Origin of the sequence: Aquimarina agarilytica ZC1, assembly GCF_000255455.1 — a bacterium.
GTDB lineage: Bacteria > Bacteroidota > Bacteroidia > Flavobacteriales > Flavobacteriaceae > Aquimarina > Aquimarina agarilytica.
The window spans coordinates 94,558-114,994 of record NZ_JH621248.1 but is presented as its reverse complement, the minus strand read 5'-3'; the positions used below and the strand labels follow the sequence as shown (position 1 = coordinate 114,994).

The following is a 20,437-nucleotide window of genomic DNA, read 5'->3' as shown; positions in this document are numbered from 1 at the left end:
CCAAAAGCCAAAAGCCAAAAGCCAAAAGCCAAAAGCCAAAAGCCAAAAGCCAAAAGCCAAACTAAAAAAAATGTCCAAATTTAAAACTACCGAAATTTCAGATCCTCGTTTTGAGTCCAATAATTTGCGTCACATTACGGTAAAAAGTAAACACTTAAAAAATAGAGGTGATATTACGGTATATGTACCTTCGGGGAATCATGAAAATTTGCCCATAGTTGTGCTAATGCACGGGGTATATGGTAGTCATTGGATATGGTCACAAAAAACAGGAATACATTTAAAAATGCAATCCTGGATTAAGAATGGTGAAATACAACCGATGATCATAGCTATGCCCTCGGATGGGTTGTGGGGTGATGGAAGTGCCTATGTGCCACATCAAAATTCGGATTTTGAAAAATGGATAGTTGAGGATGTTATTGATGCGACTGTTGAGTTAATTCCTCAAGCAAGTGAACATTCAAAGTTATTTATAGCAGGATTGTCCATGGGAGGCTTTGGAGCCTTGCGAATTGGTATTAAATACCATGAAAAATTTTCAGGAGTTTCTGGTTTATCTTCTATAACTGTTTTAGATGAGATGAAATTATTTGTTGAAGAAGATTTATCTTTATATAAGCAGGATGATATAGAAAACAATTCGGTACTGGAAACTATAAAAAAACATAAGAATAACTTACCTCCATTTAGATTTGATTGTGGATCGGATGATTTATTAATTGAAGGAAACAGAAAGTTGCATAAGCAATTAGTTGATATGGGTATAGCGCATACCTATAAAGAAAACCTTGGTAAACACGAATGGATTTATTGGGAAACTCATATAAAAGAAACTATACAATTTTTTAACAAGATTCTAATTAGCTAACAAAAAATAAAGGGATTCTAATTATAGGGCAATATAGTTTAATTTTTAGACAATAAAGAGTGTGTTTTAAGTTGAAAATCTAACGTTCTTTGCATAAGAGGTTAGTGTTAAGGATATTGAATAAGGTGTTCCCTTTGGGGGGTATATTGAGTCATAAAAAAAGATAGAAATGGAAAAAAGTAAACTTACCGATCCGTTTGAAAAGGCAAGACTTGAAAAAGGTTTTGGGGAAATGAATGATCAAAATGATCCAGTAACCATGCTTTTACGCCTTAAAGATGTGCGTAAAGGAGCGCACAACTGGAAAACATTTCAGTCTGGTGCAGAACCTGGGCGTATTGTAGTTCCTTCGGAAGTGGCTATACGTGACATCCGTCAAATACCTTTTGAAGTTGATCCTCCAGCGCATAAAAGTTATCGAGACTTAATTGAACCTTGGTTTAAACGCCCATTGGAAGAGGAATATAGAAACAAGCTTACAGCTCAAATTAATGAAATTATTGATGAGGTATTGACCAAGGATAGTGTGGAGGTGGTTACAGACTTTTCATTAAAATTACAGTCACGAGCATTAACATTATTGTTAAATATTCCTTACGAAGAAGCCGAAACTTGGATAGGTTGGGGCACACATGTTTTTCGAAGCGAAGGTGAAGCCTTAGATGGTGATAAGGCCAATATTTTATATGATTATATCGATGCCCAAATTGAGAAAGCTATAGCGCATCCTGGTGCTGATTTATATTCAAAATTGATAGCTTCGGAAGTGAACGGTAAAAAATTGACTAAAGAAGAAATTAAAGGAGTAATGATCCTCACTTTTGCAGGTGGTCGTGATACAGTAATTAATGCAGTAACTAATTCAATCGCCTATTTTGCAGAACATCCAGAATCCTTACAACGTATAAAAAATGAACCTGAAATTACAGGAAAAGCGGTGGAGGAATTGATAAGGTATTTTGCACCATTAACGCACATGGGGCGTGTAGCTACCAAAGATACTCAAGTATGTGAGCATGCTGTAAAGGCGGATTCTCGTATTTCATTGTGTTGGGCTTCGGCAAACCGTGATGCTTCGGTATTTGAAAACCCAAATGAAATTGTGTTGGATCGCAAATTAAACCCACATGTCAGTTTCGGTTTTGGGACGCATAACTGTTTGGGAGCAACGCATGCACGTCAAATCATGAAAATTTTAGTAGAAACCTTAGCACAAAAAGTAGCGTCAATTGATATTATAGACTTTAAAGAAAATATAGAAGATTTAGATCAATTTAAGCGAAAAGTAGGCTACGATAGTATGCAAGTAAAATTCAATTCTTAGTAGTTAAATAACAAAGCCTTATATCCCTAAGGCTAAATAGATAAATTATGGCGAAAATAACATTTATAACAACCGATAATGAATCCATAGAGTTAGAGGCAACTTCTGGTTCTGTAATGCAACTAGCAGTTGACAATGATGTGCCTGGTATTGACGGTGATTGTGGAGGCGTGTGTTCCTGTGCAACTTGTCATGTGCACGTTAAACCAGAGCATATGGAAAAAACAGGTGAGGCTAGCGAGATCGAAAATGATATGCTAGAGTTAGATGATCATGTAAATGAATACAGTCGTTTGTGTTGTCAGTTAGAAGTTAGTGAAGCCCTTGATGGATTGGTACTTCAAGTAGCAGAAAGCGATTGATATAATATAAAAAACATGTCCTTAAATTTTTCAAAAGATAAAATCTGCGTAGTTATTGGCGCTAGCCATGCGGGTGTAAATTTTGCTTTTTCTTTACGCAAAGAAGGCTGGGAAGGTCGGATCATTCTTTTTGATAAAGATCCCGTGTTGCCTTACCATCGTCCACCATTGTCAAAGGCTTATTTGACTAGTGCTGATGCTATTGACAAAAATTTACTTAAATCTGCCGAAGCTTATGATAAATCAGGTATCGAATTAAGCTTAGGAGTTACGATAAATACTATTGATCGAGTAGCAAAGCATGTTGTTTTAAGTGATGGAAGGCTACAAACTTATGATACTTTAGTATTAGCAACAGGAGCGCGACCTATTATTCCGCCAATAAAAGGTTTAAGAGAAGCTTCTAATGTATTTACTTTGCGTACTGCAAATGATGTTGAGCGCATACGTAAAGCGATGTCCACTAGTGTGCATAAAAAAGTGGTCATTATTGGTGGCGGTTATATTGGTTTGGAAACAGCCGCTTCATTAAAAAAGTTAGGAGCTAGTGTTACTGTTTTAGAACGAGAAGAGCGTATTCTAGCTCGGGTTACTGCTCCTGAGATGTCTGATTTTTTTGAAAAATTACATGCCTCCAATGGGGTAGAGGTGTTGACAAATAAAAACGTAGTAAGTATAGCCAAACAGGCCAATTTTAATCAAGTTATGTGTGCCGATACTACAAGTTATGAGGCCGATATTATTATAGTTGGCGTAGGGGTGCATGTAAATGTAGCGTTGGCCGAACAAGTTGGCTTGGATATAGCTAATGGAATTAAAGTAAATGAAGCAGCAAAAGCAGCTACTGATATATATGCTATTGGTGATTGTACTAGTCATTATAATCCGCATTATGATCGTTTTATTAGATTAGAATCTGTTCAAAATGCCGTAGATCAAGCTAAAATAGCTGCGGCAGCAATATGTGATAAAAAGCCAGTTTATAATAGCATACCTTGGTTTTGGTCCGATCAATATGATATTAAATTACAAATGGTTGGTCTGTCTACGGGGTATACCAAGGCGTTACTTCGTAAGGAAGAAGGGACGCAGATTAAATTTTCCATATGGTATTTTAAAAATGATGAATTATTAGCGGTTGATGCGGTAAATAACGCCAAAGCCTATGTATTGGGAACTAAGTTTATAAAGAATAAGACTAAAATTGATCAACTAAAATTAGTTGATCCTTTTAGTGAATTTAAGCCGGCTGCTTTAATGATAAAATAAAATTATAGTGGTGATCAATCACTTAGTCATTAAAAATTAAGACGAAACAAAAAGTCGGGTGTAAACTGTAAAGATGCGGTATTAAAACTTTGTAGTATTGAACCTGTTTCATCATTAAAATTCAATTGAAACTCTTGACCAATTTCATTTTTTTGGTTATAAATATTTCGAATTGAAAAACCAATGAGTCCATTAATTTTCTTTTTTTGATCTAATGAAAAACGATAGGTAGTAGAAGCATCTAGTCTGTGATAATTTTTTAATCGTTCTGCATTAAAACCTTTAGGGTCAATGTTGAATTCAACTAATGAGCCCGAAAATTCATTGGTAGAAAAATTAGAAAATGGGCGTCCCGAAGCAAAGTTCCATCCTAAAGCAAATTCTAATTTTTTTATTTTTAATGTTTGTGAAATATTTAAAACATGAGGTTGATCAAAATTGTTAGGAAAAGTTTTTGCTTGCACACTTGGAATCGATACCGAAGTCTTACTCCAAGTATAACTCAGCCAAAAGCGGTAATTTTGGATTCTTTTTTTTAATAAAAAATCAACCCCCCATCGTTCTTCTTTTGAGTTAGTTACAAATTCGTCAGCTGTTGAAGTAATAGTTAATAAAAAGTTATTTGTAAAAGAGGTATCATTTAGGTTTTTATAATAGCCTTCCAGATCAACATGCCATCCTTTTTTAGCGTAAAGTAGTCCTAAAGTAACTTGTCGACTTTTAATAATTTGAAATTCTCTAAGGATTTCATCATTTTTAGCACCCGATAGTATCCATAATCGATCTCCATTGGGTAGGGTTGGGGGGGCATCAGTTTCATTAAACTCGCTAGCAAAAGTATCAACTTGAATTGATTGTTGGTTTTTTAATTCAAAGGAACTGGTTAGTTGTAAGTTTTTTGATAAGGGAGTTGATAAAAACATTCTTGGTTCAAAAAATAAGCTTTTATTGCTATTGCTTAATAGCGAATTTCGTAAACCAATACGCAGGTATATTTTTTTAAAATTGTAAATATATTCGTTGTAAAATGTATGGTTTGAGCCTTTTCCTTTTATAAATAAATCTGTTATTTCTTCGTCATCTGCACCAGTGAAGGTGTTGAAAATAGTAATATCAGTTTCATTATGAGTAAACTGATATCCTGTGTGTAGTGAATGGCTTTTACCAAGTTTAAAATTAAAATCAATTTCAGCTCCTGTATCACTTACCTTATTATCAAGGTCATTTTTGAATTCGAAATTTTCATTAATTCTTTTAAAAAATAGATTGTAATCAAAATTATATTGCGAAGTATAAACACTGAATTTTTGTGAAATTTTAGGCGTGTATTTTTTTCTCCAAATTAAGCTAGCGCCAAAATTTTGAGTTTTTAATTGGTCAGTTATATTGGTTTTAGAACTATTTTCGGCTTGTTGTTCTCTATAATTATCTAATATATTTTGTGTGGCTATAGTACTTAAAGTAATTTTATTATTAGTATTGGGTTGCCATAAAAATTTGAAGTTAGTATCAGCAAATTGGAGGATATCTTCGCGATTATTGTTTTCTTGACCTAGTTCTTCTTCTTCTGTTATTTCGGCTCTAGTATTTTGAAAAACTTTTTGACTCAAGTTTTTGGTAAGTATATTATCATAGATATCTGTTGATGATCTTCGGCCAGCAATTAAGAATCCTGCTTTGGGCGAAAGTGGAATTTTGGCATATATATCTGCATGGGTTAAATTAAATCCTCCACCTATTTTAAAGCGTTCTGTTACATCATCGTCAGAATTAATAATTACCGCACCCGAAATCCGATCCCCGTATTGCACACTTGTTCCACCACGGTAAATTTCTACATTTTTAATAATGTATGGATTAAAGGTGGATATCTGATTAAAAAAATGTCCGGTATTGTAAATTTTGATACCATCCCAAAGGATTAAATTTTGATCTGGAGTTCCTCCTCGTATAAACAAACTAGCAGGGTCTTCGGTAGGACTACTAACACCCGGTAGTAATTGGGCGCTTTGTAGCACATCGGGCTCAACAAGGCCGGGTAAAATTCGTAAACTTTTTGTTGAAATGTGGATGGAAGCATCTTCCTTTTTGTACATTCCTTTGGTTAAATACTCATCAATGATAACATCGTTTAGCGTTTCAACCTTGGGGGTAAGGTAAATAGTATCGCACAAGTTTGAGGGGAATTCTTTGGCAAGAATAGTTTTAGTCGTGTAACCCGTGTAGCGAATACTAATACTATCTGTTTGTATGGTTTCTATGGAAAAAAATCCATGCTTATTGGTTAAGGAAACCGCCCTATTATTTTTAAAAATTGTAGTCTGTGCTAATTCAAAATTAGAAGATTGGTCGACCACAGTACCACAAATTGTAATGGGACTATTATTTTTTATTAGAATATAATTTGTATTGTCAATTTTTTGCAACTTATAAATAGTCTGTTTTTTTACAAGTTGCGCTAATTGTTCAATAGATATATTCGTTAATTTGTTACTTATTTTGACATCAATGTTGTGAATTAACTCTGGATCATAAGAAAACTTAAGGGAGGCTTCTTTTTGAAAATGCAACAAAGCATCTTCAAGGGGTACCTTTAAAGTTAAGTTTGAATTTTGAGAAAATCCGTAAAAGTAACTAAATATAAAAATTAAAAAGGGTTTAAAATACCTCACTCATTATTCCTTTAATACAATTTCATTAGCACTAGCAAATGTATATTTTATATGTAAAGGTTCAAAACAGGTTTTTATTGCATTTTCTAAATTTTTATGTGTAAAAAAACCAGTAAATGTTCTTTTGGTATTGATATGTTTACTGTTAATTTTAACATCGTATTGTCTTTCTAGGCTTTCTATAACCTCGTTTAATGTAGCCTTGTTAAAAGCGCTATAGCCTTGTGTCCATTCTGGTTTGTTATCAGTTATTGTATAAGGAGTAAAGGTATTTTGCTCGTTTATTTTTACGGCTTTACCTTTGGTTAAAATAACTGCTTCGGCGGTATTTTTTACTTGTACTTTACCTTCAAAGCAACGTACTTTTAATTGATTATTACGTGAAAAAACATCAAATTGAGTTCCTAAAACACTAATGGCTCCTTTGTTGGTATTTACCGTAAAAGTGGATCCTTTAGCTACTTCAAAAAAAGCTTGACCTGTTAATTTGAGTGTTCTTTTTTTAAGGAACGTATCTTTATCATATTTAATACTACTTTCGGCATTTAACGTAACCATCGAATGATCGGGAAGTTCATGTGTTGTTTTTTCGGCTAAAGAAGCATTTATAACAATATTAGCCGGCGAAAACATTTTTAAGCCAATAAACATAAGTAGGGCAACAGAAGCTGCAGCGGCATAAATCCATGGGCGCAGTTTTATTACTTTTGTATTTTTCTTAGTGTAGTTTTTGTTGTATTCTTTTTGTTGTATTAATTCATGGTCTAGGTTAAATTCAGGCTTTTCAAACCTTTCAACAGCATTTAAAATTTCGCTGTAAGCGGAAAAATCATCAGATTTTTCAAAAGCTTTTTTTTCTTCAGCCGTCAGGTCATCTTCAAGCCAACGTGCTAAAAAATTATTTTTATTAATATAGTCTGACATGATTATTTTTTTTAATATGATTTTGTACTGGATACCACTAAGTTTTTATAGTTTTCCGACTTTAAAAATAAAGCCTCCTCTTCTAACGTAAGTTGCCTATGCACCCATTTAATTAAAAAATCATTAGTAAGAAAATTATCCATCGTATTCATATTTTAGGTTTAAATATTAGGGATTGTTTTTTTAAGGTTTACTAAGGCTAGCTGCATTCTTTTTTCTACGGCTTTTACCGATATGCCTAATAATTCAGCAATTTCCTTGTATTTTTTTTTCTCTATTCTACTTAAAAGAAAGACTTCCCGTTGTCCCTCTTTTAAATTATTAATAGCATATTCCAACCGAATCATAAATTCCTTTTCTTCCATTTGAAAATGGGGAGACTCATAAGTGCGATCAGATGTAAAACTTGTTTTTTGATGATTTAAAACTACTTTTTGATGCTTAATGTCATTTAAAGAAGCATTATTAGCAACTTTATACAAAAAGCTTTTAGCATTTGAAAAAGTAACCGATTCGCAATTTACCCATAACTGAGCAAAGCTTTCCTGAACCATGTCTTTGGCCTTTTCCATATTTCCATATTTAAAGAACAAGTATTTATATATTTTATCGGCATAAGTTTTATAAATTTCTGCGTATGTTTTTTCTTGACATACACTTATGTTTTCTTCAGCCATGCAATTAGTGTTTTAGTTAATCTTGTAATTTTTAATAAAGAGCGTCCTCATTAGGCTGTTATATTTTACAATAATATAACAACCTTAATTTGAAAAACCCTAAAAAATAATATTCTTGCATAATTAGGGTTTAGACCCAGATTATGTATTAGCACTTCATTATTAGTATGGAAAGCTCAATAAAATCAAGTGTTTTCTTGGTTTTAGCATAACATAGTTATGGTGAAATCAAAAAATGCAGCAAAGCCTTTGATTATGCAGAGATTTCGATACAGAATAGATTTTTTAATGCATAATTTGGGTTGAAACTTATTTCAATAATAAAATACAGAAAATAGGCATTACAATTTATCGTATTAAAAGTAAATTGGTTTGGTATACTAATTACAATTGTTACAAATACCAGTTAAAAGTACCTGCATTTTTTCAATAGTAAAATTAGGTAGTGCAATTGTTATTTCTTCATTTAAATGTTGGCAGGTCACATTATTACAAACATTACATTTAAAATGTACATGGTCATGAGCATGGATGTCGGCAGTACAGCTACTTCCGCATAAAGCATAATAGGTTTCTTCTTTATTGGTAAGGGCTTTATGAATGATGCATTTGTTTAATAAAGTTTGTATGGTACGGTATAGCGTGATACGATCAGTATCGGTTAATTGCTCTTGTATTTTAGAATAGGGAATAGCACTACCAAAACTTTTAATTACTTGAAGTAACTCAATACGAGTAGCGGTAGCTTTTAAATTACGATTACTTAACAATTTTTTGGCAAAATCTAAGTGTGTATCCATAATTAAAAAGTTAATTGTAGACCAATACTGGCATTTATACCTAAATCATCAGCAAAATAACGTTGTCTATTTAAATAATCTCTGTAGGTTGCATTTAAAATATTAGTTACTTTACCTGTGATTCTTAGTCTTGTTTTATTTAGTTGAATATCCGTAGAAGTAGTAAAATCTAACAAATTATAAGCATCCGGAGGTGTTACCGTAATTTCAGGGGAAATACGGTCTTGCTCAGCAGTGGTCCTAGATTGTGTGATGTATTTATTTCTTAGTGCGAGTTTAAAGTTTTCAAATTGTTTTTTACCGATACTTATAGGTTTAGGAAACTCATAACTAAGACCACCACTAAAATTAGTTGTAGGGATAAAGACTAAAGCTTCATTTTTTGTGGTGTCTTCACCAATAATATAACTTAAGCCTGCTTGTAATTTAAAAGAGGGTGAAATGTTATAATTAGTCAATACATCTAAGCCATAAATTTGAGCATCAGTTTGTTTGTAATCAAATAGGGGAAATGCACCTCGAATAGTTAACCGTAGTTCTCCTCTAGGTTGTATAAAAATATAGTTGTCAAATTTTTGAAAATAGGCAAGGGCTTCAAATGAAAACTTTTCGTGAACATCTCCCTTTATGCCTAATGTTGTTTTTAAGGCTTTTTCGGTTTTTAAGTTGTTATTCCCTTGCTCAATACCAGCTACACCTTGATGTAAACCAAAGCTGTATAATTCATTAATTGCAGGATTACGAGTAGCATAACCAAGGTTATAAGACAAGGAAATATGATCTGTAGCCGTATATACCCAACCCCCAGAGGTGCTAAAATTATGGAATTCATTTTTGAAACGTTCTACTCTCCTATTGATTACACTGGCCACATTTTGAATATTATTATCGTAACGTGCCCCCAATTCAAAAAAGGACTTCCCTTGTTTTTTAGACAGGACAGTATAAGCACTTGATTTAAACGAAATATAATCGGGAATTAGTGGGAGTGTACTTGTTATGGGGTCATTTTGATTATTAATATAATTAAACTGTACACCTGTTTTTAGCGTTAAGCTAGGACTTATTTTGTTTAAGTATTTTGTTTCAAAAAATAGGCTGAATTGATCTAAACTTTGGACAGGAAGATTGGAACGACCACCACGTCTTTTGTCAAACTCTTCTCGATTATTTAGTTGAGCAGATACAGTAACGTCTAACCATTGAGAAAAGTCAATAAAGTATTTGCTGTGTAATTTAACTAAATGATGATTTACTTGTTGTTTAGGCGGGTTGATATCAAAACTAGCTTCGTTTTTAGTAAATTGAGGTTCTTTTTCGGTAAATGCCTTTTTCAAATCGGTAGTGTTTCCGATTTGTGTTCCTTCTAAAATACCTAATTCGGTATTAAATGTGCTAAAATAAAAGTCGGTATGCCATTTATCTGAAAATTCCTTTTCAAGTTGCAAAGCAAAATTTATTTCTTGTGTACCTGTATTGGTTAAAAAATAATCGGGAGTTCGTTTGTCGGCACTTTTTTTGAAAGTTCCGTTTACTTTCCATCCAATTTTTTTGGTATATTGTTGTAATTGTGCGTTAACACCATTACTTAAGCCATTACTTTCAAAATAGTAATTGGCTTTCCCATGTAAATGTGGTTCTTTTTCAATTTTTTCGGGCTCAACTAAAATACTTGCGCCTAGGTTAGTTCCCATGTATTCTAGTGATGCAGTACCTTTAACTACTGTAATTTTATTAGCGACTAAGGGATCAATTTCCGGACTATGATCTGCGCCCCATTGTTGTCCGCTTTGTGGTACTCCATTGTTTAAAATGTTAATTCGGTTTCCCCATAGTCCATGTACCACGGGCTTGGCAATTCCGCTTCCGTTTTTAATAGTGCTTACCCCTGCAATGGCTTCTACCATAGTAGCTAAACTTTGATTAGCGTTGTCGGAGATATGTTGTTCGGTAAGTGTTTCTGCTATTTGTGTAGTTGGAGGTGCAGATTTGCCTGTTAACACCACATCATGCAAATCATGGATGGAATGTTTCATGGTTAAGTTCACATCTGTAGTGCTTTCGTTAAGTTCAATAAACACTTTTTTAGATTCGCACCCAATGTGACTTAGTGTAATGTGGTAATGTCCTTTACATAACTTTGATAATTCGAAATGACCATCGGCATCTGTTTCCGTGCCAGTTTCGGTCTCATTAATAAATAAGGTAGCATAAGGAATAGGCTCGTTCGTACCTATATCCTTTATGCTACCAGTTAATGTTAATTCGCAATTTTGTGAAAATCCTACCAATGGCAGGATTAACACTAAAAAAAAATTTAATTTACTCAACAACATTAATATCAAATGTTACATCAGCTTCGGTAACTCCACCTGCATTTCCAATTTTCCCTTCTTTAACACCTTCAGCACTTTTATTTGGTTGGTGTCTTAACTTTAAGTTTATATTACCCATACCAGCATCACCTGTAGTAACCGTTGTAGTTATTCCCAGTGGATTATTATCTGCATCTTTATCGGTATAGGCTATAGTTACTCCTTTAATTGAAGAAGCATAAAAAAGTTGATGATCCTCATCTTCTTCTATTATTTCTTCCGTTACATTTTCACTTTTGCCGTTTTGATTATTAAGTAATTCTAAAACACCTGTATATGTAGTATTGGCTTTTAATGTTCCACCTGTAATGGTTGGTGCGTTACCACCGTCACCATCTAAATCTTCAAATTTAAGTACAACTGGTGTCCCTGTTGTTGGTGTCAAAGTAAAGTTGATGTTGGTAATTACTTCTTCCTGATTAGGTACTACAGGATCCGGTTTTACTGCGTTATTGTCATCATCATCACCGCAAGAAGTAAAAGCAATACTTAAACTGCATAATGCCAAAGCAATTTTTTTCATTTTCATAGTATAAATTGATTTAAAGTTCATATTAATAATGCCAAAAATACTTTTTTATTGCAACAGTGTTGCAATAAAAAAATGTTTTTTCGAATTTTTTATTTTCTACACTTAATTAGATAGGAATATTAAAATAAACGCGCTTTTTTATGAATTTATGATACTTATCAGTGTTTTCATTCCAGTAAATGCGTACTTAAAATAAAAAAATAAAGTGGTGTTTTGAAAATCAATCAATTAGTTTTTTTTGATTTATAAGTTTGATAAAAAGCGTTTTTTTAAGAATGAAATGCTTTGCAAACTTACAGTAGGTTTGGAATTAGTGAGGTATTGGTCTACGATATCAATTTTTGAGTTACTATAAAATTATAACACAATAGTAACTATGGTGTTAAAAATAGTTTTGAGGATTTTGTTTTTTAAATGACCCAAACGTTGTTTGGATATACCGGCTTGATATAATGTTTCAAATTGCAGTAAATCTTTCTGGCTTTTTAAAAGCCATTCAAAATCAGATTCGCTAATTTTTTTTGAAGCCAATAATATAGTCCAACGTTCTAATTTTTCTTCTGAGGCCTTTAAAAAAACTTCAATATCTTTTTTAACTTCCTTTTTATGGTCTAAAAAGCTATCTGTAATTATAGCAATTACAGTTTCCTTTGTTTCTTTTAATATATTGTCAAAATTCATAGCTTATTGATTTTTAATTACAAAATTTTCTAAAAGTGTTCTATTTTCTTTACTTTTTTGCCCTTCAAATTTTAAAAGGATTTGCATAGCTTCTTCAATTTGTTTTTTAGCCTCGGTGGTAAAACTAGCGGATAATTTAGTTTCGTTTTTCCAACGCTTAAAAAATCCGGCCAGTAAGTTTTTGTCAGTGTCAATTAACATTGCCCACATTTTGGTGGTGGTTTCATTGTTTGGTTTGTTTTTTTCGTATTCGTGTAATTTTTGAGCATTTAATAATACTTTTTCAATAGAAGTTGAATATTGGGGATAGGCCTCAGTGGCTTTATCTATTAAATTCATACTTTCAACTTTTATTGAAATGGCTTCTTCATACGAATGTTGATCAAACAAGGCTGTTTTAAAAGAGGAACAACTTATTAAAAAACTGCTGGTAATTAATAAAAAGAGAAATGACTTTAGAAAACTAATGCTTTTTAAACAGTTAAAAGTTAGTGTGCTATTTTTCATAATTTTTTGTAAATAAGGTAGATTTATATTTTAATGATCAAATTGATAAGGATTAATTAGTTTAACGTCAATTTTATTTCTTTTATGATCAATTTTATAAAGTTTTAAGGTTTCATAGTTATTTTGGTTGGGAAATAATTTGAAGGCTAGGTTTCGATTATGGTATTGTGATTCGTATTTGGAATAGTGTAAATTTGGATATTGCGACATCGGTTTTTCATTAGCTACTCTTAGTTTATCGTCATGGTCAATAAATGCTAAATGTAAATTATTAGGTGTTAATAATTGTTTTACTCCTAGCTTTTTAAGCCTAAGCGTAATTTCGCTGTCTTCAAAGCCATAGTTTTCAATATTTAAATTATATCCGCCTATTTTTTTAAAATCCTTATGGTGTATCATAATACGGCCAAAAGCCCCTGCGGAATTTTGATGTGAGGGTCTTAAAAAAAAGTGATGTTCATTTTCAATCATTTGCAAACAATAATCAAGGTAGTTTTCATCAATAAAATTATCTGCGTCAATATTTATTAAATAGGCTCCTTTTGCTAAAAAATGGATGTTATTTTTTGGAAGTGTTCTGTGATAATATTTTGCATCGTAGTTTTTGTAATATGTAAGCAAATTATTTTCAATAGCTTCTAAAAACCAAGGTTGTTCAAAAAGGTAGGCTTCTAATCCATCTGTAGAGTTGTAATCTAAAATATTTAAATCAATTTGACCTGCATATTTTTTAGCAATACCAATATTGTGTTTTAATGTAATTACTACGTGATCAAAACGATTTTTTACTACGGTGCATAAACTTATTTTAAGTGGTTTTTTTTCTTCGGACTTTTTTTGAATAAGGAATGAAAAGTCAGGAAATTTATCGTTTATGGCACGTTCAATTTTTTGCTGAGCGGTTTTACTGTATTTACTAAATGATGTAAAATGAGTATAACCGATATTTTTTGCAAGGTTTTCAATTTCGGAATTATTATTAATGACTTGTGTTAAGCTAGCATTTGTGGACTTGAGTACACAAAATAATAAGTATTGATCTAGTATTCGAGAAAAGTTAGCATGCTTTCCGTTTTCACAAACAGCTAAACATTTATAAAATTCAGAGACGTATTGATCTCTAATTTTAAGGTTGTTAAATCCAATGATGGCAGTATTGCAATAATGATTTCCGGGTTTGTGGAATTCATCAATAAAAAAAGGACTTAAATCCACTAAATGTTGAAAAGCATAAATTTCATCAGTACTTATTTCAGTATCTTTTTTTTGGACTCCATTTTTAATGCTTTTTCTGGTACTTTCTATAATTACGTCGCTCGTACAGTTTTTTATAATTGAAGCAATTTCTTTTTTTACTAAAAAGACATCCCAATCTATATGCACAAAAGGAGTAGTTTGTTTTGAAATGGCTATTATTTTAGCTTCAGTCCAAGTACCTGTATATGTTAAAAAAGTAAGTTCACATGATATGTTATCGGCAGGTAAATCACTAAAATAATGTTTGTCATTAATGTGAGTGAAAATTTCTACTTCAAACCCCCATTTTTTAGCATAGAGTACAGAAAGATATAAACACCTAATGGAAGATTTTAATATCTCATCAGTACTTATATTTGATGAAGACCAACGCTCTTTTATAGAAGCACTCCAAAAGCTGTATATAATTTTATTCATACAGCGTTTGTAATTAACGTTGAATTTGAATAGTTTTTTATTTTTTTAGAAAGCTCTTTATATTGATCCGGGAATTCAGTTTCAAATAAATAGTGAATTCTTTTTATAGTTTTAGGATCGTATTTCGAAGAGCCATATAAATGAGTATACCCAATGTTGTTTGCAAATTGAGATTGCTCTATTTCATTAGTCCCCTCAATAATTTTTTTAGGAATTATATTATTATGATCCAGTAAACAACCTAAATTAAATTGCTCAATTACCAGACAAGGTTCTTGGTAATTTCCTGGACCTCCCATTTCTTCAAGGTAATTTTTATAGGCTATATGGTGTTTTTTGAATGTTTTTTCGAAGGTGTAAAAAGCGCTTACAAAAGCGTTTTTTACATCCATATTAGCAAAGCCAAGTACACCACAGCATGGAATTGATTTAAAATCCGGATTCCAATAATCTAGTTCATTAGCATAATTATTAAAAAAACGAACTAGTGATGAATAATTGTAATAAGCATTATCTGTACGTTCAACTATGACTGAATTAAAGGACAAATCGATATTCTTTTTAAAAAACACATCATTGTCTACATGTATAAAGGCTGAAGTTTGTTTTTGGATCACTTCAATTTTGGATTTCATCCATAATTCTGCGTCATTTTCAAAATCAGTTTGAATTACTTTACAGGGAAAGTCTTTGAAAAACGGAAACCCAATTTTATCAATATACAATTCAACCTCAGCATACCACTTGGTTGCATATTGAATGCTCAACCCGGTCATGTAAATAGTATTTATAAGTTTATTACCCATATTCCAGCGATTATTAGTAATCGGATAGGTGTTTAAACTAAATATAATTTTGGGTGATTTCATTTGTTTTAAGTGACAGAATGCGATTAATTCGTAAAACCTTAGTTTTTGTTTAGTTGGTATTTTTCGGCAATCATATTGCTAATTTCGCCGACCTCACCTAATGATATGTCTAAACCTTTTTGGTTGACTAATTCATTTACAGTCATAATAAGATCTAGGGTGGGCACATCAAAATTAGCACCAACCGTTCTAAGTGCAGAGGATAATAATTCAAGATTGTTATTCATTATTTTCTTTTAAAAATCATTAATTGAGCGTTCAATACAATTAAAAACTCATTCTTTAATTGACCAATTTAATAAATTAAAGAATGAGTTTAAGTTGTGGTACTACAAATCACCTATTGGGGGATTAAAATTAGTTCCTCTAGCTTGGTTTTGCCCAGAATAATAGGCTTGAGATTGGTAATAAGTATAGTAATAAAGCCCCCATGATTCCCCGTACCAATCGCTTAATTTATGTCTAATATCAAAAAACTTACTCTTTCCTGTTCTACGAAACCAATATTGTGCTAACGTATCTAAATCAATTTGATAATTGTCAGCAGTAATATTCATTTCCTCTAAAATATCTTTAATGCTAATTGGTCCACTAGTTGGTAACGCCATGCTTTAAGTTTTTAAGTGCTGCTTTTAATGCTTTAATTTCCTTGTGTAGTTCCTGAATTCCTTTTACAGCAAGTACTGCGCCCATTTTATCATAAGAAACGGCGTAGTGTTCGTTACTTTTATGAACCCATTGTGGAAATACTTCCATAACTTCTTGTGCAATAAAACCTAACTGTTCTGTTTGTTCTTTAGCTTTATCCTTCCATTGGTAAAAAGTAGGTTTTAGTTGATCTATCTTATTTAAAAAACTTTCAGTGACGGGTTTTAAGGCTTTTTTTAGTCTTCTGTCTGAAAAAGCAGTAATGTTTCCTGAGGCAACGGTGTTTCCATTTTCGTCTACTGAAAAAATAACATTTGAAGTACCCGAGGTATTATGACCTATTTCAAATCTGGAATTGGCATTATTGTTATTTGAATCTATATTTAATCGAATATGGTTAAATGAGTTCATGGTTAAACTATCACCAAAAGATGTTCCGTAGGTACTTCTGATGGCATGTTGTGTGTTGGTGCCATAAGTATCAGAGTCCCAAGTAAAGTGGATACCACCAAATTTATATAAATGTGAATATTTTTTGTCAACAGATTTACCTGTTATATTTCCATAAACGGTAGTGTTTCCATTTTTATCCACTTTGAATTTATCTCCCCCTCCACCAACTTGGAGTTCACCATCGGTACGCAAAATTTTACTTCCACAGTAAATACCCGAAGTAAATTGACTTGAAGGGTTTAAGCGTAACCAAGCATCACTAAATTGTATAATTTTTTTATTATCACCATAATAACCTGTGCCATTGGCATGGATGTCGCCAGCTACTTTTAGTGCATTTGCTTTTAGTTGCATCCATTCGACAGGTTCTAGTCTAGTTTGATGATGAATCCATTTAAAATATTCATTTGCATTATCAGTAGTTTTGAAATATAAATAAGAATCAGTATCCCTATCACTGGTATTCTTAAATCCAATAGCTGCACCATCGGTGTTTTTATTCCATTGTAATTCTTGATCTGTCAAATTTAAATGAGCTCCTTCTCTATGTACTTTTTTATCTTGAATAAAAATTTCAGCGCTTGAATTTAAACCGAGTGTGTTATCTAAATTTACAGTAGCAGCTATATTTGTTAATTTGGTATAATCCTTAATGCCTTTTGGAGCAGTTGCATCTGGAATCCATGTTTGGGGTGTCCAACCAGAAGATTGAATATCTTCAAAAATAAAGCCAGATACAGGAGCATCATCGGTATCAATATAAGCTTGTAATACAGCCCCATCATAAGTGCTGGCTTCTTTAATTCTTAAATTTTTAATGGCGCCACCACCCGAATGCCAGCTGTTGGATAGTACCGTAATCACATTTCCGTTTCCATAATTATGTGCGGCATAAAAATGAATACTTTGGTGTCTACCAGATCGGGTTTCTCTTAGTACAAATTTTGCACTAGCTCTATTCCCAATATTGGTAGCAATGGTATACCAGCCAATTTTTAATGTTTTAGCAGGAATAATTTCTTGTCTAGCAAAACCACTGGAGTCAATACCATCTAGTTTATCGGCATCAGAAACTTTTGTGTTTGCAGCTACAAGTCCTGCTAAGGCGGTGTTTACCCAAGTTTGCGTGGCTACACGTACGCCATTTTCAAATATAGCGCCATCGCTATGGCGCATGTAGGTGTCTTTCTGATATAATCTTATGTCTCCGTTAGCATGAACTCCTTTATTGAAATAGAAATTAGAGCGATCGGTTTCAAAATGAAACCAGCTAGTATTTCTTGAACCTAAATCACCATAGCCCGTTGGAGTTTGAATGCGGATTTTTCCACCGTTTATGTGTAATTTTTCTTTAGGGTTAGTTGTCCCGATACCAATATTACCTGTTTTTTGAACAGTAAATACCCCAAAAATTGGTTTTTTTTCAGCTTGATCGTAAATAAATAGCTCCATGCGACCACCTTGATTGGGATTGTGGAAAATATATTTATCATTACTATATCCATCAATAAAATTAAGCCAACTACCCCACTTGGAAATAATATTCATACGTGCACTTAGATGATCAACGTCAATTGTTTCAGGAGTAAGATTAAGTTTGTCATTAAAATAGACATCCCCTTCAAAAACTCCCCCATTTTTTTTAGACACAAAATCGCCAATACTATTAAAAGTGATATCCCATTTGTTTAAGTTAGGGGCTAGTAACTTATGATCCGTTTCGCAATTATGCGATAAGGCATTGATCATTAATTCGGGTTGTTGCGTTGCTTGATCTCCCCATCCCGTTACTAATGCAGTACTTTTTTTGGTTGTGGTTTCGTCTATAATAATAACATTATCAAAAATTAAGTGTCCTTCACCAGTTGTACTATTTTTCCTTTTGGAAAGTATAATGGCTGAACAATTTTCTTTTTGAATAATCAGTTTACTATTTCTTACTTCTAGTCTGCCATTTCCATTATTTCTATGTATTGAAGTGTTTTCAGAATACATTAAACAAGATACTTGAGGACTTATAAGGACTAAATTATCAGTGTAGGTATTATAAACCTCATTTATAATGGAATCGTTATCTTTTCTAGAAGTATCAATTGGAGATATTGCAGCTAGATTTGTCCTATTTGGTCCATTAAATATAATTCTGAATAATAATTCTCCTTTATAATCATAAATATCTGTGGTTTTATTTTTTGGATCATCGGTATTATAAGGCGGTAAAATAAAATCACAATCTTTAAATATTTGATTTCCGCCATCATTTCTAAAACTAGGAAACCTAAGACCATTTAAAAATCTACAATTGGTAAATTTCATGCTTTTATTTTTCCAAAGAGCATATTTAAAAATGATATCCATATTTGCAAAGTCAAAATGTACTGCATGATCGCGCCATATATCAATACCATCAACTAATTTAGCTTCGATATACATGGAGGAAACTTGTTGCATATTAATACCTTCTCGACCGTCAAATGAATCATAATTCTTATTTACAAAAGTTCCTTTACCATATACATTAGCATTAGTGATAGCTTCAAGTTTGTCATTAATTATAGAGCTAACAGTACCTTCGGTCCACACCACAGCTCCATCTTCAAAGTACATGTCCACGTGGTTACGATTCACACTTTCTTCATTATACGTACCTTTAAAAACATACACCATGTTTTTATTGCCTGTTTTATCATAATCAGCTCGTGCCGCTTCTGATGCCGCTACGATAGATTTGTAAAAACGGTAACTATTAGGAATGGCTTTGTCATCGTCCCCTTTTTCTTCCGATACAAAATAAAAATTATCATAGCTGTCTACATAGGGGATGGGCATTTTAACGGTGCCTACGGACCCATTTGTAGTTATATTAATAGTATCTCCACCCACAAAAGTAAATACAAGATTGCCATCGTCGTCAGTAGTTATACCATCAACAATTCCTGTACCTGTAGGGCCATCATTGGTATTAGTGCCTCCTCCTTCGTTTACATGAATTAATGAATCTATTAAATCTGAAAATTGTTGTTCGTTGGGTTTATCACCATTTTCAAAATATGTTTTTAATACGTCTCTTGATTTTACTGCCATGGCTATATGTTTTTACTGTGTTTGTGTTTCTTTAAATCCACATGGTGGAGTTTTTTTAAATGGAATGTTATTTTATTTTGCTATAAATGAAATTCCAGAAAGGCTAATGGTGGCATTTTTATTGCCTGTAACTTTACCATTGGTATTGATCGTAATTTTAACTGATGATGCATTGCTACCCAAGGTATATAATGTAATACTTCTAGAAGGTCTATATTCAGATTTCAACTCAAAAAGATCGGTGTTTCCTGCGGTAGTAGATGCTATGATTATTTCCCCTTCGATAAAAACAATTCCTACTTTTTTACGGTAACGTGGTGCATTTCCAACTTTTGTAATCCCGGTACTTAACGAAATAGTTTCCCATGGGGTATCATCTTCGGTATAATCAGGAATAGTAACCTTTCCAGTTTGTCCATTTACCTCTGTTATAGGTGGGCTAGGTGCAAATTTTTCAACGGCTCTTTTTGCACCTTCGGGAGTTACATATCGTTCTTTGTCTAAACCCGCATCAACTTCAGTCAAAGTTGCTTTTTCAACTATTCCTTTAGCAGTCGAGGTAGCATCAGGCAATTCATTAAACTTAAAATAAGGATCCTCTAATTTGTTTACGTAACTGTCAATAAAGTTCGCATAATCAACTTCGGTTGGTTTATCTCCTTTTTTGAATTTATTTTTTAATTCGTCTCTCGTTTTTTCCATTTTTATGCTATTT

Annotated in this window: 19 protein-coding genes; 4 read left to right on the top strand and 15 right to left on the bottom strand. The window is 32.6% G+C overall.

The annotated features are described in order from the left end of the window. The 4 genes from KQA_RS0202485 to KQA_RS0202470 all read left to right on the top strand — a co-directional run. Positions 1–871: alpha/beta hydrolase (locus KQA_RS0202485; RefSeq protein ID WP_010177737.1), on the top strand; the 871-nt coding region annotated here is incomplete at its 5' end. A 169-nt stretch (positions 872–1,040) separates the two neighbouring features. Further along, the gene (locus tag KQA_RS0202480; protein ID WP_010177735.1) at positions 1,041–2,195 is read left to right on the top strand and encodes a cytochrome P450; all 1,155 of its coding nucleotides are present in this window, start codon (positions 1,041–1,043) and stop codon (positions 2,193–2,195) included. Between the two features lie 47 nt (positions 2,196–2,242). Continuing rightward, positions 2,243–2,557 (top strand): 2Fe-2S iron-sulfur cluster-binding protein, encoded by a 315-nt coding sequence (locus KQA_RS0202475; RefSeq protein WP_010177733.1) that lies wholly within the window; start codon positions 2,243–2,245, stop codon positions 2,555–2,557. A gap of 15 nt (positions 2,558–2,572) precedes the next feature. Then, positions 2,573–3,826 (top strand): NAD(P)/FAD-dependent oxidoreductase, encoded by a 1,254-nt coding sequence (locus tag KQA_RS0202470; RefSeq protein ID WP_010177730.1) that lies wholly within the window; start codon positions 2,573–2,575, stop codon positions 3,824–3,826. Positions 3,827–3,855: 29 nt separating this feature from the next. Here the strand turns inward: KQA_RS0202470 and KQA_RS0202465 are convergent, their stop codons facing one another. From KQA_RS0202465 to KQA_RS0202395, 15 genes are all read right to left on the bottom strand, one after another. Then, positions 3,856–6,498 carry a TonB-dependent receptor gene (locus KQA_RS0202465; RefSeq protein ID WP_010177729.1) on the bottom strand — a complete coding sequence of 881 codons (2,643 nt, stop codon included), beginning with the start codon at positions 6,496–6,498 and terminating at the stop codon, positions 3,856–3,858. A 3-nt stretch (positions 6,499–6,501) separates the two neighbouring features. Further along, positions 6,502–7,422, bottom strand: coding sequence for a FecR family protein (locus tag KQA_RS0202460; RefSeq protein WP_010177727.1), 921 nt, complete (start codon positions 7,420–7,422; stop codon positions 6,502–6,504). Between the two features lie 11 nt (positions 7,423–7,433). Beyond that, on the bottom strand, positions 7,434–7,565 hold the full coding sequence (locus KQA_RS20885) for a hypothetical protein (RefSeq protein WP_262482118.1): 132 nt from the start codon (positions 7,563–7,565) through the stop codon (positions 7,434–7,436). An 18-nt stretch (positions 7,566–7,583) separates the two neighbouring features. Continuing rightward, complete coding sequence (locus KQA_RS0202450) at positions 7,584–8,099, bottom strand: RNA polymerase sigma factor (RefSeq protein WP_010177725.1); 516 nt, start codon at positions 8,097–8,099, stop codon at positions 7,584–7,586. A gap of 380 nt (positions 8,100–8,479) precedes the next feature. Then, entirely contained in the window at positions 8,480–8,899 is a 420-nt protein-coding gene (locus KQA_RS0202445; RefSeq protein ID WP_010177723.1) for a Fur family transcriptional regulator, read from the bottom strand. 2 nt (positions 8,900–8,901) lie between these two features. After that, positions 8,902–11,190, bottom strand: a complete 2,289-nt coding sequence (locus tag KQA_RS0202440; RefSeq protein ID WP_232285838.1) for a TonB-dependent receptor — start codon at positions 11,188–11,190, stop codon at positions 8,902–8,904. 31 nt (positions 11,191–11,221) lie between these two features. Then, complete coding sequence (locus tag KQA_RS0202435; protein WP_029209417.1) at positions 11,222–11,803, bottom strand: hypothetical protein; 582 nt, start codon at positions 11,801–11,803, stop codon at positions 11,222–11,224. 360 nt (positions 11,804–12,163) lie between these two features. After that, positions 12,164–12,487, bottom strand: coding sequence for a hypothetical protein (locus tag KQA_RS0202430; RefSeq protein ID WP_010177718.1), 324 nt, complete (start codon positions 12,485–12,487; stop codon positions 12,164–12,166). A 3-nt stretch (positions 12,488–12,490) separates the two neighbouring features. Further along, positions 12,491–12,826 (bottom strand): hypothetical protein, encoded by a 336-nt coding sequence (locus KQA_RS18370; protein ID WP_232285837.1) that lies wholly within the window; start codon positions 12,824–12,826, stop codon positions 12,491–12,493. A 198-nt stretch (positions 12,827–13,024) separates the two neighbouring features. Further along, positions 13,025–14,668, bottom strand: a complete 1,644-nt coding sequence (locus KQA_RS0202420; RefSeq protein WP_010177714.1) for a glycosyltransferase family A protein — start codon at positions 14,666–14,668, stop codon at positions 13,025–13,027. Continuing rightward, positions 14,665–15,537, bottom strand: a complete 873-nt coding sequence (locus tag KQA_RS18365) for a DUF6734 family protein (RefSeq protein WP_010177712.1) — start codon at positions 15,535–15,537, stop codon at positions 14,665–14,667. The genes KQA_RS0202420 and KQA_RS18365 overlap by 4 nt, the downstream gene beginning before the upstream one ends. Before the next feature lie 38 nt (positions 15,538–15,575). Next, on the bottom strand, positions 15,576–15,764 hold the full coding sequence (locus KQA_RS0202410; protein WP_010177710.1) for a hypothetical protein: 189 nt from the start codon (positions 15,762–15,764) through the stop codon (positions 15,576–15,578). A 102-nt stretch (positions 15,765–15,866) separates the two neighbouring features. Continuing rightward, entirely contained in the window at positions 15,867–16,145 is a 279-nt protein-coding gene (locus tag KQA_RS0202405; protein WP_010177708.1) for a hypothetical protein, read from the bottom strand. Continuing rightward, a complete protein-coding gene (locus KQA_RS0202400) occupies positions 16,129–19,722 on the bottom strand; it encodes a tail fiber domain-containing protein (RefSeq protein WP_010177706.1) in 3,594 nt (1,197 codons plus the stop codon). Before KQA_RS0202400 ends, KQA_RS0202405 begins: the two co-directional genes overlap by 17 nt. A 72-nt stretch (positions 19,723–19,794) precedes the next feature. After that, entirely contained in the window at positions 19,795–20,424 is a 630-nt protein-coding gene (locus KQA_RS0202395) for a hypothetical protein (protein WP_010177704.1), read from the bottom strand. Between the last annotated feature and the right edge of the window lie 13 nt (positions 20,425–20,437).